Here is a 22,544-nt window from a genome sequence, read left to right on the forward strand (position 1 = left end):
CCAATGCCCGGCACCGATCTCAAAATCACCCCCCAATTGTCTATTCCGGAGTCCGAGCTGGTCGAGCGCTTTGTGCGCGCAAGCGGAGCGGGTGGCCAGAACATCAACAAGGTATCGACGGCGGTGGAGTTGCGCTTTGACATCGCCCAATCGCCGTCGTTGCCGGAGGCATTGCGGGCTCGCTTGTTGGGAAAGCGCGACCGCCGCTTGACCGACGAGGGCGTGATTGTGATTGATGCTCAACGGTTTCGCACGCAAGACCGCAACCGCCAGGATGCCCGCGAACGTCTGGCGGCGTTCATCGCGACGGGGCTTTCGGTGCCGAAGTCGCGGATCGCCACCAAGCCTACGCGCGCTTCCAAGACGCGCCGTCTGGAAGGCAAGCGCGCGCGGCGACGTCAAGCGTGGTCGCTCCGGCCGCCACTCGTGGGATTGAGAGCGTCGCTATGCGCGGTCCTTACATCAGCCGGGTATCCCGCGTTTCACGCATGCAAAGCACGCCGATCAGGCTGACCACCGCGGCCGCCGACACATACATGCCCACCCAGCTCAGGCCGCCTTGCTGAGCCAGCTTCTGCGCGATGTAGGGCGCAATCGACGCCCCTAGAATGCCGCCCAGGTTGTACGACACGCCGGCCCCGGTGTAGCGCACGTTGGTCGGGAACAGCTCCGGCAGCAGCGCGCCCATCGGAGCGAAGGTCACGCCCATCAGGAACAGTTCGATGATGAGGAACAGGGCCACCAGCGGTGTCTGCCCACTCCCCAGCAGCGGCGCCATCGTGAAGCCCGACAAAATGGCGGCGATGATGCCGACGATCAGCACCGGCTTGCGCCCAAAGCGGTCGGACGCCCATGCCGACAGCGGCGTCGCCAGCCCCATGAACACCACGGCCAGGCACAGCAGACCCAGAAAGCTCGGGCGCGAGAAATGCAACGTGCCCACGCCGTACGACAGCGAAAATACCGTCGAGATATAAAACAGCGTGTAGCAGACGACCATGGCCAGTGCGCCCAGCAGCGTCGGCCACCAGTGGTGCGCCAGCAGCGTGGCGACCGGCACCTTCACGCGCTCCTGCCGGTCGATGGCTGCCTGGAAGGCGGGGGTCTCAGCGATCTTCAATCGCACATACAAGCCCAGTGCCACCAGCACTGCGCTGACCAGGAACGGCACGCGCCAGCCCCAGCTGCGGAACTGCTCATCGGACAGTGCGATCGCCAGCCCGAAGAAGAGACCGTTCGAAGCCAGGAAACCGACCGACGGGCCGAGCTGCGGAAACATGCCGAACCAGGCGCGTTTGCCGGCTGGTGCGTTCTCGGTGGCCAGCAGCGCCGCGCCGCCCCATTCACCACCCAGCCCGATGCCCTGGCCGAAGCGCAGGATGCACAGCAGGATCGGTGCGAGCGTGCCGATGCTGTCGTACCCCGGCACGAGTCCGATCAGCGTGGTCGAAATGCCCATCACCAGCAGAGACGCCACCAGCGTCGACTTGCGCCCGATGCGATCACCAAAGTGGCCGAACAGAAACGAGCCGATCGGCCGCGCGATGAACGCGATACCAAACGTGACGAACGCCGACAGCGCTTGTGCCGTGGCGGACCCATGCGGAAAGAACACGGGGCCGATGACCAGCGCCGCGGCTGTCGCATAGACATAGAAATCGTAAAACTCGATGGCCGTGCCGATGAAGCTGGCGAAGACGACGCGCGAGCGGCTGGTGTCGGTGGCCGCCCCGGGGGCGGAGGGCGCCATGGTTGAAGAGGTCGAAGAGGACATGCGGGTCTCCGGTAAGGTTCGCGTTGTTGTCGTTCTGATGCGCCGCGCGTTGCTTTACTGTCGGCTTGCCATCCAGCGGCGGGCTCGATCGCAGGAGCGTAGCGCGCGGCCATGCAAAAAGGCACCCGAAGGTGCCTTCCTGCGCCCGCCAAGGAGAGGGGCGGCGGGCAACAACAAACTGCGTGTCAGAACTTGTGACGCAGGCCGATCGCCACGCCGACCTGGTTATCCGAGTTTGGCGTGATGAAGTACGTCTGCGATGCCGCCGGCAGATAGCCCACCGACGTTTGCGCGCCCGTTGCCGGGTTCGTTACATAGCCGATCGAATCCCAGTTCAGCGACGCATTGCGTGCATACGCGGCGCTCAGATACACGTCGGTGCGCTTGGAGAAGTTGTAGTCGGCGATGAACTGCCACTGCTGCGGATTACGCGGGTTGACCGTTGCCCCGCCGATGGTCGCTTCCTTGATCTTGTCGTAGTAGTACGCCAGCGTCAGGCCCAGCGCAGGCGTCACCTGGTAGTTCACGCCAGCCCAGTAGTAGTCGTCGCGGTGCGGCAGCAGAGCCAGCGTGGCACCAGATGAGGCCGTGTCGGTCTTGCCGTAGCGATAGCCACCCATGAGTTTGACCGGGCCCATCGTGTAGCTGGCGGCAATGGCGGCGCGCTTGTCCTTGGCGTACTCGTTGCCGGGGCCGCCCAGAGCTTCGGCTGCCGTCAGCACCTTCACTTCGTCATAGGCGATACCCAGGCCGAACGGGCCGCCAAAGTAGTTTGCGCCCACGCCGTACGCCGAGTTGGCGGTCTGGCTGCCTGCGCGTTCGCCGAACGCCCAGTGGCCTTCCACCGTCACCGGGCCGAATGCGCCGGTGTACTTGATCATGTTGTCTTCGCGGAAGTTCGGACCGAGCTGGCCGACCACCGGCTCATACTGCGTGGCGTAACCGGTCGGCGAGAAGTTCGCCATCATGTCGAAGATCGTGGTGTATTGCCGACCCAGCGTGATCTTGCCCCAGTTGCCCTGCAAACCGACAAACGCCTGCCGGCCGAACAGGCGTCCGCCCTGCTGCAGCGTGCCGGTGTCCATGGCGAAGCCCGATTCCAGCACGAACAGGCTCTTGAGACCGCCACCGATGTCTTCGACGCCGCGCAAGCCCCAGCGGTTGGAAGACAGGCCGCCGGCCTGCATCGCCAGGCGCGAGCCGCTGCTGCCCGGTATGACCACCCCCGCAGCCGTTACGGCTTGCGCGTGGTTGACGTACTCAATGTTGGCGTCGACCACGCCATACAGCGTCACACTCGACTGAGCCTGCGCAACACCCGCAAACGTGCCCAGTACTGCCAATGCCAGCAGCGATTTCTTCATCGGTCGGTCTCCAGATCTTTATTTATTGCGTTCAGTGGCAGGCAGACCCTCCGTTCTTGTCTTCCCGCCCCATGACTTTCAAACGAAGTCGCCGACTAATGTAGCAACGTGGTACTGGGCTCGGTCGAAATTTGCGAACGAATGTTCGTAAACGAGCGTTTGCTGTCTGATCCCGGCAACAGGCTGTTTCCGAATTTGAAATAGATCGGCGATGTGTACGGTCGATTCCTTGCGGTTTTGGATGCGATCCGCGTGCCAACAGGGTTATCCCGTACTGTTGTGTTTGGGCGGCCGGGTTCTGATCGGACGCAAGATCCCGCCCGGTGTCGGCCTTACAATGGCGATTGCGCCGCACGCCATTGCCGGCGGTGCCCGTACTCATGCTCGACCGCTTCATCCCCGAATTCGACCGTGCCCTGCGCGCTGTGGCAGGCTTCACCCGCGCCAGCCGACCGAACCCCGCAGATGCCGTAATCGCGTCCGCCGCCTCCGCAAATACGGCCGACAACGCGACCAAGCTTTCCGAGGCCGACCGCCGCCATGCCGCCGGCCTGATGCGCGTGAACCATGTCGGCGAGGTTTGCGCCCAAGCCTTGTACCAGGGGCAAGCGCTGTTTGCCCGGGATCCGGCAATCCGGGCCCAGCTCGACGAAGCCGCGCGCGAAGAAGAGGACCACCTCGCCTGGTGCGCCCAGCGCCTGCAGGAATTGAACGATCGCCCGAGCCTACTGAACCCGCTGTGGTATGCCGGCGCTTTCGCGATCGGCGCGCTTGCCGGACGCCTCGGCGATAAGATCAGTCTCGGCTTCGTCGCAGAGACCGAGCGCCAGGTCGAGCATCACCTCGATGGCCATCTCGATAAATTGCCCGAGCAGGACACCCGCTCGCGCGCCATCGTCGCCCAGATGCGCGACGATGAAATCCGCCACGGCGATAACGCGCGCCAAGCCGGTGGCATCGATCTGCCTGCGCCCATCCGCCAGGCTATGCGCGCCGCATCGCGCGTCATGACCGCCACCGCTTACCGCATTTGACACACCTGTCGCGCCTGGCGGCCCGACGACAAACCGCACGCTCCTCCATTCGCCGGAGCGTGACCACCCGCGCTCTGCCCCTTTCCGCCGGGGCGCTGTCGCTTGCCGTTCTCTCACGTGGTTTCTACATAAACCGCGCTATCTCCTTCATTTGATTGGGAAAAGTCGCGCACCGTTCTTGGGCGGGTGCGCTAAGTCATTGTTCTGATTGCAAATTTTCCGCCTCACAGGGCTGTGCAAGCCTTGACCGCCTAAAGTCGTTCCTCTAAAGTGGGAAACAGTGTCAGAAAGTGTAGTTTTGTGGTTTGAAAGGGCCGTTTGCAGGCCAGTTGACGACAAGGTGAGTGGCGAACAAGTCGCTGCGCGGAGAGAGAAACCAACGTGTTCCAGGGTGCGTCGGCGCTGACGCTGGATGCCAAAGGGCGGATGTCCATTCCGTCGCGGCACCGCGAAGCGCTTCAGCTGCAGGCCGAGGGCCGGGTGACTGTGACCAAGCACCCGGACGGTTGCCTCATGCTGTTTCCGCGCCCGGAGTGGGAGCGTTTTCGCGAGCGCATCGCTGCACTCCCGATGGAGGCCCACTGGTGGAAACGGATCTTCCTGGGTAGCGCCGCCGACGTCGAACTCGATACCGCCGGCCGCGTCCTCATCACCCCCGAACTGCGCGCGGCCGCCTCCCTTGAACGTGACGTGATGCTGCTCGGCATGGGCAGCCACTTTGAAGTCTGGGACGCCGCCACGTACACCGCGAAGGAGCAAGCCGCCATGGCGCAAGGCATGCCCGACGCCCTCAAGAATTTCTCCTTTTGATGACGCGCGATGACAACCCAAACCAGTACGGGACTGCGCCATCAAACGGTGCTCTTAGACGAAGCGGTCGATGCGCTCATCTGGCGCGACGACGGTATCTATATCGATGGAACCTTCGGGAGAGGCGGGCACAGCCGGCGCATCCTGGAACGGCTGGGGCCCGGCGGCAGACTTGTCGCCTTCGACAAGGACCCGGCAGCAATCACCGAAGCGGGCACCGTAGAGGATGCCCGCTTCGCTATTGAGCATGACAGCTTCGCGCAGATGGCCCAGTGCCTGGATGCGCGCGGCATTGAACGGGTGGCCGGCGTGCTGCTCGATCTCGGCATCAGTTCGCCGCAGATTGACGAAGGCGAACGTGGCTTCTCGTTCCGGATGGATGGCCCGCTCGACATGCGGATGGACACCACGCGCGGCATTACCGCAGCCCAATGGCTGGCCGAGGCTGATGAGCGCGACATTGCGAGGGTGATACGGGACTATGGGGAAGAACGGTTTGCTGTACAGATTGCAAAGGCGATTGTTGCTCGCCGGGGCCAATCCGGGGATCGAGGTCCTCTCGATCGCACATCCGAGCTTGCCGCGCTCGTGGCGCAAGCCGTCAAAACACGCGAGAAGGGCCAAGACCCTGCGACCCGCACCTTTCAAGCTTTACGGATTCACGTCAATCAAGAGCTTGCGGACCTCGAAACCGGTCTGAAGGCCGCCTTTGACCGTCTGGAACAGGGGGGACGTCTCGTCGTGATCAGCTTCCATTCGCTGGAAGACCGCATCGTCAAGCGCTTCATGCAGGCGCTGGCGCGCCCGGAGCAATCCGCCGCGCCGGAACTGCGTCGGGCGCCGCTGCGTGCGCATGAGCTGCCGGCGCCGCAGTTGCGCCTGCTCGGCCGCGTGAAGCCGTCGGAGGCGGAAGTGTCGGCCAATCCGCGTGCGCGCTCGGCCATCATGCGCGTGGCCGAGCGTTGCTGACGGCTGCCGACTCGCGGAGACCCACGCCATGAACCGCCTGAACATGTTCCTGCTGATTGCGCTGGTGCTGTGCGCGCTGTCACTGGTCAACGCACAGCATCAGGCGCGGCAACTGTTTGTCGCGCTGGATCGCGCGCAGGCGGAAGAAAAACAACTCAACACCGATTGGTCGCGCTTGCAATATGAACAGAGCGCGCTGGGCAAAAGTGCTCGCATTGCCGACATCGCGAGCAGGCAATTGAAGATGTCGCCCGCGCAGGCGGGTCGCACGCAGTATCTGCAGGGGTTTGCCGACTTGCCGGCGGGTGGAACGTCCTCCATGGCGTCTTCGGCCGCGGCCAGCGCGCCCACGGCTTCCGGAGTCCAGCCATGAGCGGCGCACGCAAATCCAACGGCACCACGGCGCGCGCGCGCCTGGGTCAGTTTTCCGCCAGCCCGGTGCTGGGCCTGCGCCTGCCCATGTGGCGCTCGAAGCTGGTCGTGTTCTTGATGTTCGCAGCATTCCTGGCGCTGATCGGGCGCGCGCTGTGGATTCAAGGCCCCGGCAACCGCTTCTATGAGGCTGAAGGCAAGAAGCGCTTCCAGCGCACGCTGGAATTGCCCGCCACCCGCGGCAAGATTCTCGATCGCAATGGTCTGGTGCTGGCCACGAGCCTGCCGGTCAAGGCCATCTGGGCGGTACCCGAAGACGTGCCCAACAACGTGCCTGGCGAAGACATGATGAAGCTCGCCAAGCTGCTGGGCATGAGCAACAAGGAGCTTTCGGGCAAGCTCGGCGAAGACAAGGGTTTCGTCTACCTCAAGCGTCAGGTGCTGCCGGAGGTGGCCGACCAGATTGCCGCGCTGAAGATCGAAGGCATCTATCAGACGCGAGAGTACAAGCGCTTCTACCCGGAAGGCGAGGCGATGGCGCACATCGTCGGTTTCACGAATGTGGAAGACAAGGGCCAGGAAGGTATGGAACTGGCACGCGAGTCCGACCTTGCAGGTGCTGCCGGGCAGCGTCAGGTGATCAAGGATCGGCTGGGGCGCGTGGTGGAAGACGTGGGCGTGCTCAAGGCCCCGCGTGACGGGCACGACCAGACGCTCTCGATCGACGCCAAGATCCAGTACCTGACCTTCAATGAGCTGAAGGCCGCCATCGAGCGTACCCACGCCAAGGCGGCCAGCGCGATCGTGCTGGATGCTCAGACGGGCGAGGTCCTGGCGCTTGCCAACTACCCGACCTACAACCCGAACGACCGCAGCCGCCTGTCGGGCGAACAACTGCGCAACCGCGTGCTGACCGACACCTTCGAGCCGGGCTCGATGATGAAGCCGATCACCATCAGCTTGGCGCTGCAGCTCAAGCGTGTGACACCCAACACGCTGGTGCAGACCAACGGCAAATACAGCTTCGAAGGCGCGACCATTTCCGACACCGGCAACTACGGCACGTTGACGGTCGCCCAGGTCATCCAGCACTCCAGCAACATCGGCACGACCAAGATTGCGATGACGCTCAAGCCACAGGAAATGTGGGACATGTTCACGAGCGTCGGACTGGGGCAGGCACCGAAGATCGGCTTCCCGGGCGCGGTGGCGGGGCGGCTGCGGCCGGCCAACAAATGGCGCCGCATTGAACAGGCGACGATGTCGTATGGATATGGCCTGTCGGTATCGCTGTTCCAGATTGCGCACGCCTACACCATCTTCGCGCACGATGGCGAGCTGATCCCGATCACGATGTACCGCACCAATGGGCAGCCGCCCCAAGGTGAGCGGGTGATCTCGCCGGAAGTGGCGCGGCAGGTTCGCCAGATGCTTGAGACCGTGACGGCGCCCGGGGGCACGGCCCCCCAGGCGCAAGTGATGGGCTATCGCGTCGGGGGCAAGACCGGTACGGCGTGGAAGCACACCGGACGTGGCTATGACCGCTCCAAATATCGCGCCTCGTTCATTGGTCTGGCGCCGATGTCGAACCCGCGCATCATCGTGGCGGTGAGCGTGGACGAGCCGACGGTGGGTAACCGCTATGGCGGTGGCGCGGCCGGCCCGGTGTTTTCGCAGATCGTGGGCGGCACCCTGCGCGCGTTGAACGTGCCGCCGGATTCGCCGGTGCGCCAGCTTGTGATGACGCCGGACGTGCCGGAAGAGCCCGTCGGGGGCCTGCAATGACGGCCAAGCCAACCTCCGATCGTCCGGCCATCGCGGCGCGCCTCGTGCCCGTGGTGGACTGGCTGCGCGTACAAGCGCCGGCGGGTGCCGACCTCACGAGCGACACGCGCAAGCTCAAGACCGGCGATGTGTTCGTGGCCTACGTGCTCGGCAATGTGCGTCAGCGTGGCGATGGCCGTCCGCATATTCCGCAGGCGATCGAGGCTGGCGCTTCCGCCGTGCTGGCCGAAGCGCATGGCTACACGATGCCCGCAGACGCGCCCGTGCGCATCCTTCCCGTGGACGGCCTGGCGGAACTGGCCGGGCCTCTGGCCGCGCAGTGGTACGGCGTGCCGGGCCCGGAAGCGCTGCGTGTGATCGGTGTAACGGGCACCAACGGCAAGACGTCGTGTTCGCAATGGATCGCGCAGGCGCTGACCAAACACGGCGAGCGTTGCGCAGTGGTGGGTACGCTCGGCACGGGGTTTGTCGATGGACTGGCCGTGACAGGCTTCACCACGCCGGACGCCATCCAGCTCCAGCGCAGCCTCGCCGATCTGCATCGCGCGGGCGCCCGCGCCATCGCCATGGAAGTCTCGTCGCACGGTTTGGAGCAGGGCCGCGTGGATGGCACATGTTTCGACATCGCGGTGTTCACCAACCTGACGCAGGATCACCTCGACTACCACGGCACGATGGCCGAGTACGAACTTGCCAAGGCGCGTCTGTTCGGCTGGCCAGGCCTGCGTGCGGCGGTCATCAACCGCGACGATGCGGCCGGAGTGCGGTTGCTGCAGAACGCCCGCGCCGACATCGAGACCATTGAATACGGCATCGACGGCGAAGCCGCTGCGCAGCACGGCGCCAAGCAATGGCTGCGCGCCAGTAACGTGCGCGCGCACCGCACGGGTACGACGTTCGACGTGGACGGCAGCTTCGGTCACGCGACCGTCCATGCACCGACTCTCGGCCTGTTCAACGTGTCGAATCTGCTGGCTGTGCTTGGCGCACTGCTGGCGGCTGGCGTGCCGTGGCCGGACGCCATTGCGCATCTGGAAAAGCTGCAGCCGGTCAGTGGCCGCATGGAGCGTTTCGGCGGTGAAGATGGTCCGCTCGTGGTAGTGGATTACGCTCACACGCCCGACGCGCTGGAGCAGACGCTACGCGCGCTCGCACCGATTACCGAGGCGCGGGGCGGCAATCTGTGGGCTGTGTTCGGCTGCGGCGGCGACCGCGACCCCGGCAAGCGGCCGCAGATGGGCGCCATCGCCGAGCGCCTGGCGCCGCACGTGGTGCTCACCTCCGACAACCCGCGCAGCGAAGATCCGCAGCACATTCTCGACGAGATCGCCGACGGCATGGAAAACCCGCGCGCCGCCACCCAGATCGAAGACCGCGCCGCTGCCATCCTGCATGCCGTGCGGCACGCCGATGCGCTTGACGTGATCGTCGTGGCTGGCAAGGGACATGAATCGACGCAGGAGATAGCCGGTCGCAAGCGGCCGTTCTCCGACCAGGAACACGTGCGCCTGGCGCTCGCCGCCCGCGGGGTGATTGCATGAGCGCTGCGACCGTGATGATGCACGCCACCGACGCCGCCGCCTGGATGGCCGGCGCCCATCTTGCCGGCCCCGATGCAGCCATCCTGCGCGTGACGACCGACAGCCGCTCCGTGCAGCCCGGCGACCTGTTCGTCGCGCTCATCGGCGAGCGCTTCGATGCACACGACTTCCTGCCCGAAGTGGTGGCGCGTGGCGCTGCTGCCGTGCTGGTGTCACGCCCACCGGCCGCAACGCTGGATATGACCAACGTGGCCGTGCTGACCGTTGCCGATACGCGCATCGGGCTCGGCCAGCTTGCCGCCGGCTGGCGACGCCAGTTCCCGATTCCCGTCGTCGCCGTGACGGGCAGCAACGGCAAGACCACGGTCAAGGAGATGATCTCCGCGATCTTCGCGCAGGCTGTCGGCGAAGATGCCCGCCTGGCGACCGCCGGCAACTTCAACAACGACATCGGCCTGCCGCTCACGCTGTTCCGCCTGAACGCGCAACACAAGCTCGCCGTGCTTGAACTCGGCATGAACCATCCGGGCGAAACGGCTGTATTGGCCGCCATTGCCCAGCCGACCGTGGCGATGATCAACAACGCGCAGCGCGAGCACCAGGAATTCATGGTCAGCGTGGAAGCGGTGGCTGAAGAACACGCCGCTGTGCTGGCCGCGTTGCCGGCCAATGGCGTGGCGGTGTATCCGCGCGATGCGGCCAACGGTGGCGAATATGCGCGGGTGTGGAAAGCCGCGGCGGGCTCGCGGCGCGTGCTCGATTTCGGTATGGATGCCGGGGCCGTGACGGGCACCGTGGTGGACACCGCCGACGGGCAACGCATTGAAGTGCAGGCTCCGGGCCAGCGTTTCGTCATCACCTTGCCGCTGCTGGGCCTGCATAACGCACGCAATGCGCTGGCGGCGACGGCGTGCGCGCTGGCAGCCGGTGTCGCTCCCGAGGTGATTGCGCAAGCGCTGGGCAACTTTGCACCCGTCAAGGGGCGGTTGCAGCGCAAGCAGGGCACGCATGGCGGCCTGGTCATCGACGACACGTACAACGCGAACCCGGATTCGATGCGCGCCGCGATTGACGCGCTTGTCACGCTGCCCGCGCCGCGCTGGCTGGTGCTGGGTGACATGGGCGAGGTGGGCTCTAAGGGGCCGGCATTCCACGAAGAGATCGGGGCCTACGCGCGCGCGCGCGGCATCGACGCAGTGCTGGCAACCGGCGAGCTTGCGCGCCACACGGTCGATGCCTTCGGCCCGGGCGCACAGCATTTTGCGTCGGCGGAAGACTTGATTGAACACGGTGTGCCCGCCATTGCGCCGGCCGCGACGGTATTGGTGAAGGGATCGCGCTTCATGCGGATGGAACGCATTGTGGAAGCGCTGGTCTTGAAAGACCCGGTAGCGGATTCGCCAGCCGGTTCCAACACACAACAGCAGCATTAAGGGAAGCAAGAACCCATGTTATTGGCATTGGCGCAATGGTTGCAGAACGACTACGGCTTCCTGCGCGTCTTCAATTATCTGACGTTCCGCGCCGTGATGGCATCGCTCACGGCGCTGGTGATCGGCCTCGGGTTCGGGCCGTGGGTGATCCGTCGCCTGACCGAGCTGAAGGTCGGCCAGGCCGTGCGCAGCTACGGTCCGCAAACGCATCTGGTCAAGGCCGGCACGCCCACCATGGGCGGCGTGCTGGTGCTCATCGGCATTGCCGTGTCGACGCTGCTGTGGGCCGACTGGGGCAACCGCTTCATCTGGATCGTGCTGCTGGTTACGCTCGGCTACGGCGCCGTCGGCTGGGTGGATGACTACCGCAAGGTCGTTCACCGTGACCCGAAGGGCATGTCTTCGCGCGAGAAGTTCTTCTGGCAGACCGTGATCGGCCTGTTTGCGGCGGCGTATCTGGCGTTCTCGGTGTCCGAGACCAGCAACATGCGCGTGCTCGAGCTGTTCATGGAGTGGGTGCGCAGCGGCCTGTCGCTGAACCTGCCGGCCAAGTCGCACCTGATCGTGCCGTTCTTCAAAGAGATCAGCTACCCGCTCGGCGTGTTCGGTTTCATCATCCTGACGTACCTCGTGATCGTCGGCTCCAGCAATGCGGTGAACCTGACCGATGGCCTCGATGGCCTTGTCATCATGCCGGTCGTGCTGGTGGGCAGCGCGCTGGGTGTGTTTGCCTACGTGATGGGTAGCGCTGTCTACAGCAAATACTTGCTGTTCCCGCACATTCCGGGTGCGGGTGAGCTGCTGATCTTCTGCTCGGCGATGGCCGGAGCGGGGCTTGCCTTCCTGTGGTTCAACGCGCATCCGGCGCAGGTATTCATGGGTGATGTCGGCGCGCTGGCGCTTGGCGGCGCGCTGGGCACCATCGCCGTGATCGTGCGTCAAGAAATCGTGCTCTTCATCATGGGCGGCATCTTCGTGGCGGAGACCGTCTCGGTGATGCTGCAGGTGACGTGGTTCAAGTTCACCAAGAAACGTTATGGCGAGGGCCGGCGCCTGTTCCGCATGGCGCCGCTGCATCATCATTTCGAGCTGTCCGGCTGGAAGGAAACGCAGGTGGTCGTGCGCTTCTGGGTCATCACCATGATGCTGGTGCTGATCGGCCTGTCGACCCTGAAGCTGCGGTGAGCACGGACATGACCGACTTGACCGACTCCATCACCCCGGACGACGATATGGCCGCCACGCAGCCGGACGCCGCCGTGGACGCCGTTGTCGCAACGCTCGATTCGGCCGAGCCGATGCCCGCCGCTGAAACCGCACAGGCGCCGCGCATGTTCGGCGAGTTCGAGGCGCCGGTGGTGCTGGTGCTCGGCCTCGGCGAATCCGGCCTCGCCATGGCGCGTTGGTGTGCCCGTCATGGCGCGCGCGTGCGCGTCGCCGATACGCGCGAGGCACCGGCCAACCTGCCGGTGCTGCGCGCGCATGTGCCGGACGCGGAATTTGTGAGCGGTCCGTTTGCCCTGTCGCTGCTGGACGGTGTGACGTTGGTGGCGATCAGCCCTGGCTTGTCGCCGCTGGATCCGAACGTCGCGGCGCTGCTGAACGCCGCCAATGCGCAGAGCGTGCCGGTGTGGGGCGAGATCGAATTGTTTGCCCGCGCGCTGGCCGGCCTCAAGGCCGCGCAAGGCTATGCGCCGCGCGTGCTCGCCATCACGGGGACGAACGGGAAGACCACCACCACGGCGCTCACGGGCGCCCTGGTCCAGCGCTCCGGCAAGACGGTCGGCGTGGCCGGCAACATCAGCCCGTCGGCGCTGGACAAGCTGAGCGAATGCGTTGATGCAGACACGCTGCCTGACGTGTGGGTGCTCGAGCTTTCCAGTTTCCAGCTCGAAACCACGCATACGCTGGATGCCGATGCGGCCACCGTACTGAACATCACGCAGGACCACCTCGACTGGCACGGCACCATGGAGGCCTACGCCGCAGCGAAGGGCCGCATCTTCGGTGCCAACACCGTGCGCGTGCTGAATCGTCAGGACGCGGCCGTGATGGCATTCGCGAGCAAGAACGGCGGCGATATCACCTTCGGCATCAATGAGCCGGGCACGCCCGATGCGCTCGGCCTGCTGCGCGATGGCGGCATGCCGTGGATCGTCCTGGCCGAAGCCGACGAGGAAGATCTGCCCAAGCCCACGCGCCGCAAGAAGGGCGACAACGCGCCCGCCGCCCCGGTGCCGGTGCGCCTCAAGCGCCTGATGCCTGCCGACGCACTGCGCATCCGCGGCTTGCACAACGCGACCAACGCGATGGCCGCGCTGGCGCTGTGCCGTGCGATCGGCCTGCCCGTGAGCGCGCTGCTGCACGGCCTGCGCGACTACGCAGGCGAGCCGCATCGCGTCGAGCTGATCGCCGCGTTTGACGACATCGAATTCTTCGATGACAGCAAGGGCACCAACGTCGGCGCGACGGTGGCTGCGCTCTCGGGGTTGTCCAAGCACGTTGTGCTGATTGCCGGTGGCGATGGCAAGGGTCAGGACTTCTCTCCGCTGGCCGAGCCTGTCGCGCAGTTCGCGCGCGCCGTGGTCCTCATCGGCCGCGACGCGCCGCTGATTCGTGAGGCGCTGGCCAATACCGGTGTCGCGCTGATCGATGCGCCGACGCTGGAAGCCGCCGTGCCGCAAGCTGCCGCGCAGGCGCAACCGGGCGATGCCGTGCTGCTGTCGCCGGCCTGCGCAAGCTTCGACATGTTCCGCAACTACGAACACCGCGCGCAGGTGTTCCACGAGGCCGTGGTGGCGTTGGCGGCAGACCGAGGAGTCCTCCTATGAGCGACACCCAGATCAAGCGCAGCGGCTTCATCGGCGCGACCATCGGCAATGCGTGGGGCGGGCTGCGTGATGCCGTTTCAGGCGTCAAACCCACGCGCTCCAAGATGATGGAGTACGACCAGCCGCTGTTGTGGGTGGCGATCGTGCTGCTCGGCCTCGGGCTGGTGATGGTGTATTCGGCATCGATCGCGTTGCCGGATTCGCCCAAGTACGCCAACTACAGCAACGGGCATTTCCTGATTCGCCACATCTTCTCGCTGGTGATCGGGCTGATCGGTGCGATCGTCGCATTCCAGATTCCGGTCAAGTTCTGGGACAAATACGCTCCGAAGCTCTTCATCATTGCACTGGTCCTGCTGGTGATTGTGCTCGTGCCGCACCTCGGCAAGGGCGTGAATGGCGCGCGCCGCTGGCTGCCGCTGGGCGTCATGAACTTCCAGCCTTCCGAGCTGATGAAGCTGGCGGTGGTGCTGTACGCCGCCAACTACACCGTGCGCAAGCAGGACTGGATGCAGAGCGTGCGCAAGGGCTTCCTGCCCATGGGCGTGGCCGTGGCGTTTGTCGGCTCGCTCCTGCTGTTGGAGCCGGATATGGGCGCGTTCCTGGTGATCGCGGCCGTGGCCATGGGCATCCTGTTCCTGGGCGGCGTGAACGGCAAGCTGTTCGGCGGCCTCGTGCTCACCGCGGTTTCAACCTTCTCGCTGCTGATCGTGGCGTCGCCCTGGCGGCGTGAGCGGATCTTCGCCTATCTGAACCCGTGGCAAGAGGAATACGCGCAGGGCAAGGCATACCAGCTCACGCACTCGCTGATCGCTTTCGGCCGTGGCGAGTGGACCGGCGTTGGCCTGGGCGGCAGCATCGAAAAGCTGCACTACCTGCCCGAGGCGCATACCGACTTCATACTGGCGGTGATCGGCGAAGAGCTGGGCTTCGTCGGCGTGCTGATCGTGATCCTGCTGTTCTATTGGATGGTGCGCCGCGCATTCGAGATCGGCCGCACCGCGCTGCAGCTCGACCGTACGTTCGCCGGCCTCGTTGCCAAGGGACTGGGAATCTGGATCGGCTGGCAGGCGTTCATCAACATGGGCGTGAACCTGGGCCTGCTGCCGACCAAGGGCCTGACGCTGCCGCTGGTCAGCTACGGCGGCTCCGGCATCCTGATGAACTGCGTGGCGATCGCGGTGCTGCTGCGTATCGACTATGAAAACCGCGTGCTGATGCGTGGGGGCAAGGTATGACGGCAGGCAATTCGGCCGGTCTGGCGCCGCGCACGCTCCTCGTCATGGCCGGCGGTACGGGCGGTCACATCTTTCCCGCGCTGTCGGTGGCCAAGCTGTTGGCCGCGCGTGGCTGGAAGGTGGTGTGGCTCGGTAATGCGAACGGCATGGAAGGCCAACTGGTGCCCAAGCACGGTTTTCCGCTGGAGTCGGTGCAGTTTGGTGGTCTGCGCGGCAAGGGCCTCGTCACCAAGTTTCTGCTGCCGCTCAACCTGCTGCGTGCCTTCTGGCAGAGCCTCGGTGTGGTGCGCCGTGTGCGTCCGAACGTGGTGCTGGGCATGGGCGGCTATATCACCTTCCCGGGCGGCATGATGAGCGTGCTGCTGGGTCGCCCGCTGGTGCTGCACGAACAGAATTCGATTGCAGGGCTCGCCAACCGCGTGCTCGCGCGCGTGGCCGATCGCGTGCTGTGCGCATTTCCGAATGCGCTGGCCGGTGCTGAGTGGGTGGGCAATCCGATCCGCGCCGACCTCGCCACGCTGGCTTCGCCGCAAACGCGCTACGCCGAGCGAACCGGCCCGCTGCGCCTGCTCGTCGTGGGCGGCAGCCTGGGCGCAGCAGCGCTCAACGACGTGGTGCCCAAGGCGCTGGCGTTGCTGCCGGCCGATACGCGTCCCATCGTCATCCATCAGGCGGGCGCCAAGCAGATCGACACGCTTCGCGCCAACTATGCCGCTGCCGGTATTGATGATACGCACGCGCAGCCCGTGCCCTTTATCGACGATATGGCAGCTGCGTATGCGCACGCCGATCTCGTCATCTGCCGCGCTGGCGCCATGACCGTCTCAGAAGTGGCCGCGGCGGGTGTCGCGGCGCTGTTCGTGCCGTTCCCGCATGCCGTGGACGATCACCAGACAACCAATGCGCGCTTCCTGTCCGAACGCGGTGCGGCGCTGTTGGTGCCGCAGCAGGAACTGAGTCCGGCATCGCTGGCAGATACACTCGCGTCCCTGACGCGTGCGCAATTGGCCGATATGGCGGCTAAAGCACGTGAGCAGGCACGGCCCGAAGCGGCCGAGCGTGTCGCCGACGTGTGTGTAGCGGTGGCACGGGCATAGGGAACGAATCGATATGAAGCACATCGTCAAGAACATCCATTTTGTAGGCATCGGTGGCGCCGGCATGAGCGGCATCGCGGAGGTGCTGCTGAATCTGGGCTACCGCGTGACGGGCTCGGATCTGGGCAGCAGCGCGACCACGCAGCGTCTGGCAACGCTGGGCGCGACGATCATGCAGGGCCACGCGCCGGAACATGTGATCGGCGCCAATGCCGTGGTGGTCTCCACCGCCGTGCGCGGTGACAACCCGGAAGTGCTGGCCGCGCGCGCCAAGCGCATTCCCATCGTGCCGCGTGCGGTGATGCTGGCTGAGCTGATGCGCCTGAAGCAGGGCATTGCCATCGCCGGTACGCACGGCAAGACGACGACCACCAGTCTGGTCGCCTCCGTGCTGGCCGAGGGCGGCCTGGACCCGACGTTCGTGATCGGGGGGCGCCTCAATTCCGCGGGCGCCAACGCGCGCCTGGGCACGGGTGATTTCATCGTCGCCGAGGCCGACGAATCCGATGCGTCGTTCCTCAACCTGTTCCCCGTGATCGAAGTCATCACCAATATCGATGCCGATCACATGGACACCTACGGGCACGACTTCGCGCGCCTGAAGCAGGCGTTCATCGAGTTCACGCAGCGGCTGCCGTTCTACGGCATCGCCGTGCTGTGCGTGGACGACCCGAACGTGCGCGAAATCCTGCCGTTCGTCTCCAAGCCGGTCGTGCGCTACGGGTTTGCCGAAGACGCGCAGGTGCGTGCCGTCAATGCGCGCGCCGTCGATGGCCGCATGGAATTCACCGTGATCCGCCAGCTCAACGGCCATGCCGAGCCCCCGCTGTCGATCACGCTCAACCTGCCGGGCCTGCACAACGTGCAGAACGCGCTGGCCGCCATCGCCATCGCCACCGAACTGGAAGTGCCGGACGAAGCCATCGTCAAGGCGCTGGCCGAGTTCAACGGCGTGGGCCGCCGCTTCCAGCGCTACGGCGAAGTGCCGACCGCTGACGGTAAGGGTCGCTTCACGCTGATCGACGACTACGGCCATCACCCGGTCGAGATGGCGGCCACGCTGGCTGCGGCGCGCGGTGCGTTTCCCGGCCGCCGCCTTGTGCTGTCGTTCCAGCCGCACCGTTTTACCCGCACGCGCGATTGCTTCGAAGATTTCATCAAGGTGCTCGGGACCGTCGATGCGCTGTTGCTGGCCGAGGTGTATGCCGCTGGCGAGCCGCCCATCGTCGCCGCCGACGGCCGCGCCCTGACGCGTGCGCTGCGTGTGGCCAACAAGATCGAGCCGGTCTTCGTGGAACAGATTGAAGACATGCCGCAAGCGATCATCGATGCGGCGCAGGACGGCGACGTGGTGATCACCATGGGCGCCGGATCGATCGGGCAGGTGCCCGGTCAAGTTGTTGCGTTGCAGGCCCAGGCGCGCACCGGCAATGTCGTGGATCTGAACGGAGGTGCCGCAGCATGACGACCGGTCCGTTTGTTCCCAATCCGACGATCGATCCGAAGTCCCTCGGCAAGGTGGGCGTGCTCATGGGCGGTCGTTCGGCCGAGCGCGAAATCTCGCTGATGTCCGGCAACGGCGTGCTGGCTGCGCTGCGCGCGCGCGGCGTCGATGCGCACCCGTTCGACCCGGGGCTGCAGCCCGTGGCCGATCTGGCCAAGCAAGGGTTCGACCGCGTGGTGATCTCTTTGCACGGCCGCTTTGGCGAAGACGGCACGATCCAGGGCCTACTGGAGCAATTCGGCATTCCGTACACCGGCAGCGGCGTACTCGCATCTGCGCTGGCGATGGACAAGGAAGCCACCAAGCGCCAATGGCAGACCCACGGCCTGCCCACGCCCGATTTCGTGATGTTGCATGCCGGCGCCGACTGGCAAGCCGTGGCCGACCGCCTGGGCCTGCCGCTGATCGTCAAGCCCGCGCGTGAAGGTTCGTCGATCGGTCTGACCAAGGTCACGAGTGTTGCCGAGCTGCCCGCCGCCTACGAAAAGGCCGCGCGCCTGGACCGCGATGTGATGGCCGAGCAGTTCATCGAAGGCGACGAGCTGACCTGCCCGATCATCGGCGAAGGCGAAAGCGCAACCGCGCTGCCGCTCATCCGCATCGTCGCGCCGCAGGCCAACTACGACTACCAGAACAAGTACTTCACCGACGACACGCGCTACGAATGCCCGGCACCGATTGCCGTCGACGTGGCCGCGCGCGTGCAGGCGCTGGTGGTGCAGGCGTATCGCGGGCTGGGCTGCCGCGGCTGGGGTCGTGCCGACATCATGCTGCGCAAGTCCGACAACGCGCCGTTCTTGTTGGAGATGAACACGTCGCCGGGCATGACCGGCCATTCGCTGGTGCCGATGGGCGCGCGCGCCGCAGGCATCAGTTATGAAGATTTCGTGTTGCAACTGGCGGCGAGCGCGTCGCTGGAGCTGCACGCGAGCACCGACTGGAAACCCGAGTAATCGACACAACGTCAGCGAAACCGGACAACACAACGTTATGTGGCACAACACCCGTCTCCTCAACGCCGTCGCGAGTGCGCTGTATGCGCTGCTCGCGCTTGGCGCGTTGGGCGTTGGGGCGGTCTGGCTGATGCAGCGACCGATGTTCCAGCTGCAACAGGTGCGGGTGATGCCGATGGCCGGCAGCGAGTTGCGTCACGTGAATGTGCCGAGTCTGCGCGCCAATGCGCTGCCCAAGCTGCGCGGCAATTTCTTCTCGCTGAATCTGGACGATGCACGCGCCGCGTTCGAATCGGTGCCGTGGGTGCGGCGCGCGAGCGTACGCCGCGTGTGGCCCAACGGGCTGCTGGTGGAAGTGCAAGAGCACGAAGCGCTCGGCACCTGGGGCGGCAATGAGTCCGGCAAGCTGGTCAACACGTATGGCGAAGTCTTCGTGGCCAACCTGGCCGAAGCCGAGGACGACACTGATCTGGTGGCGCTGGCCGGCCCCGAGGGCACTGAACAGGACGTGGTCGACAAGCTGGAGACCATGACCGAGTGGTTCAAGCCGATGAATGTCGAGCCGTTGAGCGTGACGCTCACTGACCGCTACGCCTGGCGCGCGCGGTTGTCCAACGGCACGGTCATCGAGCTGGGCCGCGAACTGAATGACGATGACCGCACCGCGCTGGCCGCGCGTGCCCGCCGCTTCGTGCGTGCGTGGCCGGAGGTGACCAAGCGCTGGGGCGGTCAGATCGAATACGCCGATCTGCGGTATCCCAACGGATTTGCAGTTCGTGCGGCGGGTGTGCGCTTCCTGACCGATGCGCAGGCTGCGGTGCTGGCCAAGGGGGGCAAGTTGCCCGGCACCGCGAGCGGCACCAGCGGTGCTGCAAAGCCGAAAGCCACGCTGGGGGGTAAGCCGGCGGCCAACAACAAAGCAACGCGAAGCACAGAGAAAACGCGATGAGCAAGGAATACAAGGATCTTCTGGTCGGGCTGGATATCGGCACCTCCAAGGTGGTGGCGGTGGTCGCCGAGCTGCGGCCGGACGGCGCCTACGAGGTCATCGGTATGGGCCAGACCGAATCGAAGGGGCTCAAGAAGGGCGTAGTCGTCAATATCGAGGCGACCGTCCAGTCGATCCAGAAGGCGCTCGAAGAAGCGGAGCTGATGGCCGACTGCAAGATCGGCGAGGTCTTCACAGGCATTGCCGGCAGCCACATCCGCAGCTTCAATTCGAGCGGCATGGTGGCGATCAAGGACAAGGAAGTTACCTCCACCGATGTGGCGCGCGTGATCGAGACCGCCAAGGCCGTCAACATCCCGACCGATCAGCAAATCCTGCACATCCTGACGCAGGAATTCATCATCGACGGTCAGGAAGACGTGCGCGAGCCGATCGGCATGAGCGGTATCCGGCTCGAGGTGAAGGTGCATATCGTGACCGGCGCCGTAAGCGCGGCACAGAACATCGTCAAGTGCGTGCGCCGTTGCGGGCTGGAAGTGCACGACCTGATCCTGCAGCCGCTGGCATCAAGCCTGGCCGTGCTGACCGAAGACGAAAAGGAACTCGGCGTGGTGCTGGTGGACATCGGCAGCGGCACGACCGACATCGCCATCTTCAGCGAGGGTGCGATCCGCCACACGGCCGTGATCCCCATCGCCGGCGACCAGATCACCAACGACATCGCCATGGCCCTGCGCACGCCGACGCCGGACGCCGAGGACATCAAGATCCAGTACGGCATCGCCAAGCAGGTGCTGGCCGATCCGGACGAGATGATCGATGTGCCGGGCGTCGGCGACCGTGGCCCCCGCACATTGAGCCGTCAGGCGCTGGCCGCCGTAATCGAGCCGCGCGTGGAAGAACTCTTCTCGCTGGTGCATCAGGTGGTGCGCGAATCCGGTTACGAAGAACTGCTCTCCAGCGGCGTGGTCCTCACCGGCGGTACTGCAATGATGCCGGGCATGGTCGAGTTGGGTGAAGACATGTTCTTGAAGCCCGTGCGCGTGGGCGTGCCGGAGTACCGAGGCAACCTGCACGAAGTGGTGAAGAGCCCGCGTTACGCCACGGTGATGGGCCTGCTGCAGGAGGGTCGCGTGCAGCGCGTGCGCGGCCGCAAGGTCGTGGTGCAGTCCGGATCGGCCAAACAGATCTGGACGCGCATGAAGGAATGGTTCATCGGCAACTTCTGAGCACGCATGTGCCGGGTGTTGAAGATGTGCTCCCTTGGGGGGAGCAAGTTGAGTTTCTTGTTTTGATGTTTTTTGTTCAGGAACCAGGAGTTGCGGCGGGGAGGCTGCATCGTCTGGGACTGATCACTTCTGGAGGCAATGATGGACTTCGACATGATTGAAACGGAAATGCAGGACGGCACCATCATCAAGGTGGTCGGCGTCGGCGGCGCGGGTGGCAATGCCGTGCAGCACATGATCAACCGCGGCGTGCAAGGCGTGGAATTCATCTGCATGAACACCGATGCGCAGGCGCTCAAGCGCTCGACCGCATCGCGCGTGCTGCAGCTCGGCAGCACGGGCCTGGGCGCTGGCGCCAAGCCGGAAGTCGGTAAGCACTGCGCAGAGGAAGCCCGTGAGCAGATCGCCGACGCACTGCGTGGCGCGCACATGGTCTTCATTACCGCCGGCATGGGCGGTGGCACGGGCACCGGTGCGGCACCGGTGGTTGCACAGGTCGCCAAGGAGATGGGCATTCTGACCGTCGGCGTGGTCTCCAAGCCGTTCGACTTCGAAGGCGCACGCCGCTCGAAGGTGGGTGAGCATGGCGCGAACGACCTGGAAGGCAACGTCGATTCGCTGATCGTCGTGCTGAACGAAAAGCTCTTCGAAGTCATGGGCGATGATGCCGAGATGGACAAGTGCTTCCAGTGCGCTGACGACGTGCTGCACAACGCGGTTGCCGGCATTGCCGAAATCATCAATGTCGATGGCCTGGTGAACGTCGACTTCGAAGACGTGAAGACCGTGATGGGCGAACAGGGCAAGGCGATGATGGGCACGGCCACCGTGTCCGGCGTCGACCGTGCGCGTCTGGCCGCTGAGCAAGCCGTGGCCAGCCCGCTGCTGGAAGGCGTCGACCTGTCGGGCGCGCGTGGCGTGCTGGTCAACATCACGGCCAGCCGCTCGCTGAAGCTGTCTGAGACCAAGGAAGTGATGAACACCATCCGCAGCTATGCCGCGGAAGATGCGACCGTCATCTTTGGTACGGTCTACGACGACGCCATGGGCGACGCCCTGCGCGTGACCGTGGTGGCCACGGGTCTGGGCCGCGCTGCTCGCAACAAGCAACAACAGCCGCAGACGATGACGTTGCTGAAGACCGGTACCGACAATCAGCCGGTGGCGTTCGGCGGTGGCGCCGGTCACTCGGTGGCAGCTGCACCGGACTACAGCAATTTCGACACCCCGGCCGTGTGGCGCAGCTCGCGTGAGTCGGCGTCGGCTCACGTGGCGGCACTGCAAGAAAAGGGCGTCGACACGTACGACATTCCGGCATTCCTGCGCAAGCAGGCGGACTGATCGGGCCTGCGCAGGTTCGATAGCGCTCGCGCACGTCCGACTGCCTGGGGCACCGCACGCCGCGCGCGGTTCACGGCTCCCCTCCCGTGATCGCCGTTGTGTGATGGCCGGCCGCTCGTCAGTCGACAGCGCTCGACGAACCGGACACAGTCGTTGCCGCCGGGCAGGTTGGCCTCTGGCCGCCTCCCCGGAAGGGTTCACCCCGCCCGGCGGGTGTGTCCGTTCGTTGTGCCGCGCGCGGTGCGTTCCGAGCCAAGCGGCCTGATGGTGTTGTCTCCCAAGACCGCCCGCGTGATTCGTTCACGCGGGCGGTCTCGTTT

19 protein-coding genes are annotated in these 22,544 nt (G+C 65.1%); 17 read left to right on the plus strand and 2 right to left on the minus strand.

Annotation, left to right across the window (positions count from 1 at the left end):
- The first annotated feature begins 3 nt into the window (after positions 1–3).
- Positions 4–513, plus strand: coding sequence for an alternative ribosome rescue aminoacyl-tRNA hydrolase ArfB (gene arfB / locus AAHM38_RS15660; protein ID WP_012763021.1), 510 nt, complete (start codon positions 4–6; stop codon positions 511–513).
- Here the strand turns inward: arfB and AAHM38_RS15665 are convergent.
- Complete coding sequence (locus tag AAHM38_RS15665) at positions 458–1,774, minus strand: MFS transporter (protein ID WP_009241617.1); 1,317 nt, start codon at positions 1,772–1,774, stop codon at positions 458–460. The genes arfB and AAHM38_RS15665 overlap by 56 nt on opposite strands.
- A 185-nt stretch (positions 1,775–1,959) precedes the next feature.
- Entirely contained in the window at positions 1,960–3,138 is a 1,179-nt protein-coding gene (locus AAHM38_RS15670; RefSeq protein ID WP_004633091.1) for a porin, read from the minus strand.
- Positions 3,139–3,518: 380 nt separating this feature from the next.
- On the opposite strand from AAHM38_RS15670, the gene coq7 reads away from it, so the two are divergent.
- The 16 genes from coq7 (at position 3,519) to ftsZ (ending at position 22,224) form a co-directional block, all read left to right on the plus strand.
- The gene (coq7, locus tag AAHM38_RS15675) at positions 3,519–4,172 is read left to right on the plus strand and encodes a 2-polyprenyl-3-methyl-6-methoxy-1,4-benzoquinone monooxygenase (RefSeq protein WP_012763020.1); all 654 of its coding nucleotides are present in this window, start codon (positions 3,519–3,521) and stop codon (positions 4,170–4,172) included.
- A 381-nt stretch (positions 4,173–4,553) separates the two neighbouring features.
- Positions 4,554–4,982 carry a division/cell wall cluster transcriptional repressor MraZ gene (gene mraZ, locus AAHM38_RS15680; RefSeq protein WP_004633088.1) on the plus strand — a complete coding sequence of 143 codons (429 nt, stop codon included), beginning with the start codon at positions 4,554–4,556 and terminating at the stop codon, positions 4,980–4,982.
- A 9-nt stretch (positions 4,983–4,991) separates the two neighbouring features.
- Positions 4,992–5,951, plus strand: a complete 960-nt coding sequence (gene rsmH / locus AAHM38_RS15685; protein ID WP_012763019.1) for a 16S rRNA (cytosine(1402)-N(4))-methyltransferase RsmH — start codon at positions 4,992–4,994, stop codon at positions 5,949–5,951.
- Between the two features lie 28 nt (positions 5,952–5,979).
- The gene (ftsL, locus tag AAHM38_RS15690; RefSeq protein WP_012763018.1) at positions 5,980–6,324 is read left to right on the plus strand and encodes a cell division protein FtsL; all 345 of its coding nucleotides are present in this window, start codon (positions 5,980–5,982) and stop codon (positions 6,322–6,324) included.
- The gene (locus AAHM38_RS15695) at positions 6,321–8,108 is read left to right on the plus strand and encodes a peptidoglycan D,D-transpeptidase FtsI family protein (protein ID WP_012763017.1); all 1,788 of its coding nucleotides are present in this window, start codon (positions 6,321–6,323) and stop codon (positions 8,106–8,108) included. The genes ftsL and AAHM38_RS15695 overlap by 4 nt, the downstream gene beginning before the upstream one ends.
- Positions 8,105–9,649 carry a UDP-N-acetylmuramoyl-L-alanyl-D-glutamate--2,6-diaminopimelate ligase gene (locus tag AAHM38_RS15700; protein WP_012763016.1) on the plus strand — a complete coding sequence of 515 codons (1,545 nt, stop codon included), beginning with the start codon at positions 8,105–8,107 and terminating at the stop codon, positions 9,647–9,649. Before AAHM38_RS15695 ends, AAHM38_RS15700 begins: the two co-directional genes overlap by 4 nt.
- A complete protein-coding gene (locus AAHM38_RS15705) occupies positions 9,646–11,082 on the plus strand; it encodes a UDP-N-acetylmuramoyl-tripeptide--D-alanyl-D-alanine ligase (protein ID WP_012763015.1) in 1,437 nt (478 codons plus the stop codon). The genes AAHM38_RS15700 and AAHM38_RS15705 overlap by 4 nt, the downstream gene beginning before the upstream one ends.
- A gap of 15 nt (positions 11,083–11,097) precedes the next feature.
- On the plus strand, positions 11,098–12,267 hold the full coding sequence (mraY, locus tag AAHM38_RS15710; RefSeq protein ID WP_009241610.1) for a phospho-N-acetylmuramoyl-pentapeptide-transferase: 1,170 nt from the start codon (positions 11,098–11,100) through the stop codon (positions 12,265–12,267).
- 146 nt (positions 12,268–12,413) lie between these two features.
- Complete coding sequence (gene murD / locus AAHM38_RS15715; protein WP_041668542.1) at positions 12,414–13,913, plus strand: UDP-N-acetylmuramoyl-L-alanine--D-glutamate ligase; 1,500 nt, start codon at positions 12,414–12,416, stop codon at positions 13,911–13,913.
- Positions 13,910–15,151, plus strand: a complete 1,242-nt coding sequence (gene ftsW / locus AAHM38_RS15720; RefSeq protein WP_009241608.1) for a putative lipid II flippase FtsW — start codon at positions 13,910–13,912, stop codon at positions 15,149–15,151. The genes murD and ftsW overlap by 4 nt, the downstream gene beginning before the upstream one ends.
- On the plus strand, positions 15,148–16,248 hold the full coding sequence (murG, locus tag AAHM38_RS15725; RefSeq protein WP_012763013.1) for an undecaprenyldiphospho-muramoylpentapeptide beta-N-acetylglucosaminyltransferase: 1,101 nt from the start codon (positions 15,148–15,150) through the stop codon (positions 16,246–16,248). Before ftsW ends, murG begins: the two co-directional genes overlap by 4 nt.
- Positions 16,249–16,261: 13 nt before the next feature.
- Entirely contained in the window at positions 16,262–17,713 is a 1,452-nt protein-coding gene (murC, locus tag AAHM38_RS15730) for a UDP-N-acetylmuramate--L-alanine ligase (protein ID WP_012763012.1), read from the plus strand.
- Complete coding sequence (locus tag AAHM38_RS15735; RefSeq protein ID WP_012763011.1) at positions 17,710–18,705, plus strand: D-alanine--D-alanine ligase; 996 nt, start codon at positions 17,710–17,712, stop codon at positions 18,703–18,705. The genes murC and AAHM38_RS15735 overlap by 4 nt, the downstream gene beginning before the upstream one ends.
- 37 nt (positions 18,706–18,742) lie before the next feature.
- On the plus strand, positions 18,743–19,654 hold the full coding sequence (locus AAHM38_RS15740; protein ID WP_012763010.1) for a cell division protein FtsQ/DivIB: 912 nt from the start codon (positions 18,743–18,745) through the stop codon (positions 19,652–19,654).
- Entirely contained in the window at positions 19,651–20,883 is a 1,233-nt protein-coding gene (ftsA, locus tag AAHM38_RS15745) for a cell division protein FtsA (protein ID WP_004633059.1), read from the plus strand. Before AAHM38_RS15740 ends, ftsA begins: the two co-directional genes overlap by 4 nt.
- A 141-nt stretch (positions 20,884–21,024) precedes the next feature.
- Positions 21,025–22,224: a cell division protein FtsZ gene (ftsZ, locus tag AAHM38_RS15750; protein WP_012763009.1), complete on the plus strand. Its 1,200-nt coding sequence runs from the start codon at positions 21,025–21,027 to the stop codon at positions 22,222–22,224.
- The last annotated feature ends 320 nt before the right edge of the window (positions 22,225–22,544 follow it).

The organism is Ralstonia sp. OTU4908, assembly GCF_038440115.1.
In the GTDB taxonomy this organism is placed as follows: Bacteria; Pseudomonadota; Gammaproteobacteria; order Burkholderiales; family Burkholderiaceae; genus Ralstonia; species Ralstonia pickettii.

What these genes read in the sequence shown, in the direction of transcription:
- murG (WP_012763013.1), top strand. Translation starts at nt 15,148, where the DNA reads ATGACGGCAGGCAATTCGGCCGGTCTGGCGCCGCGCACGCTCCTCGTC.
- murD (WP_041668542.1), top strand. Translation starts at nt 12,414, where the DNA reads ATGTTCGGCGAGTTCGAGGCGCCGGTGGTGCTGGTGCTCGGCCTCGGC.
- ftsL (WP_012763018.1), top strand. Translation starts at nt 5,980, where the DNA reads ATGAACCGCCTGAACATGTTCCTGCTGATTGCGCTGGTGCTGTGCGCG.
- AAHM38_RS15735 (WP_012763011.1), top strand. Translation starts at nt 17,710, where the DNA reads ATGACGACCGGTCCGTTTGTTCCCAATCCGACGATCGATCCGAAGTCC.
- murC (WP_012763012.1), top strand. Translation starts at nt 16,262, where the DNA reads ATGAAGCACATCGTCAAGAACATCCATTTTGTAGGCATCGGTGGCGCC.
- AAHM38_RS15670 (WP_004633091.1), bottom strand. Translation starts at nt 3,138, where the DNA reads ATGAAGAAATCGCTGCTGGCATTGGCAGTACTGGGCACGTTTGCGGGT.
- arfB (WP_012763021.1), top strand. Translation starts at nt 4, where the DNA reads ATGCCCGGCACCGATCTCAAAATCACCCCCCAATTGTCTATTCCGGAG.
- ftsZ (WP_012763009.1), top strand. Translation starts at nt 21,025, where the DNA reads ATGGACTTCGACATGATTGAAACGGAAATGCAGGACGGCACCATCATC.
- rsmH (WP_012763019.1), top strand. Translation starts at nt 4,992, where the DNA reads ATGACAACCCAAACCAGTACGGGACTGCGCCATCAAACGGTGCTCTTA.
- ftsW (WP_009241608.1), top strand. Translation starts at nt 13,910, where the DNA reads ATGAGCGACACCCAGATCAAGCGCAGCGGCTTCATCGGCGCGACCATC.
- mraY (WP_009241610.1), top strand. Translation starts at nt 11,098, where the DNA reads ATGTTATTGGCATTGGCGCAATGGTTGCAGAACGACTACGGCTTCCTG.
- AAHM38_RS15695 (WP_012763017.1), top strand. Translation starts at nt 6,321, where the DNA reads ATGAGCGGCGCACGCAAATCCAACGGCACCACGGCGCGCGCGCGCCTG.
- AAHM38_RS15700 (WP_012763016.1), top strand. Translation starts at nt 8,105, where the DNA reads ATGACGGCCAAGCCAACCTCCGATCGTCCGGCCATCGCGGCGCGCCTC.
- AAHM38_RS15705 (WP_012763015.1), top strand. Translation starts at nt 9,646, where the DNA reads ATGAGCGCTGCGACCGTGATGATGCACGCCACCGACGCCGCCGCCTGG.
- ftsA (WP_004633059.1), top strand. Translation starts at nt 19,651, where the DNA reads ATGAGCAAGGAATACAAGGATCTTCTGGTCGGGCTGGATATCGGCACC.
- coq7 (WP_012763020.1), top strand. Translation starts at nt 3,519, where the DNA reads ATGCTCGACCGCTTCATCCCCGAATTCGACCGTGCCCTGCGCGCTGTG.
- AAHM38_RS15665 (WP_009241617.1), bottom strand. Translation starts at nt 1,774, where the DNA reads ATGTCCTCTTCGACCTCTTCAACCATGGCGCCCTCCGCCCCCGGGGCG.
- AAHM38_RS15740 (WP_012763010.1), top strand. Translation starts at nt 18,743, where the DNA reads ATGTGGCACAACACCCGTCTCCTCAACGCCGTCGCGAGTGCGCTGTAT.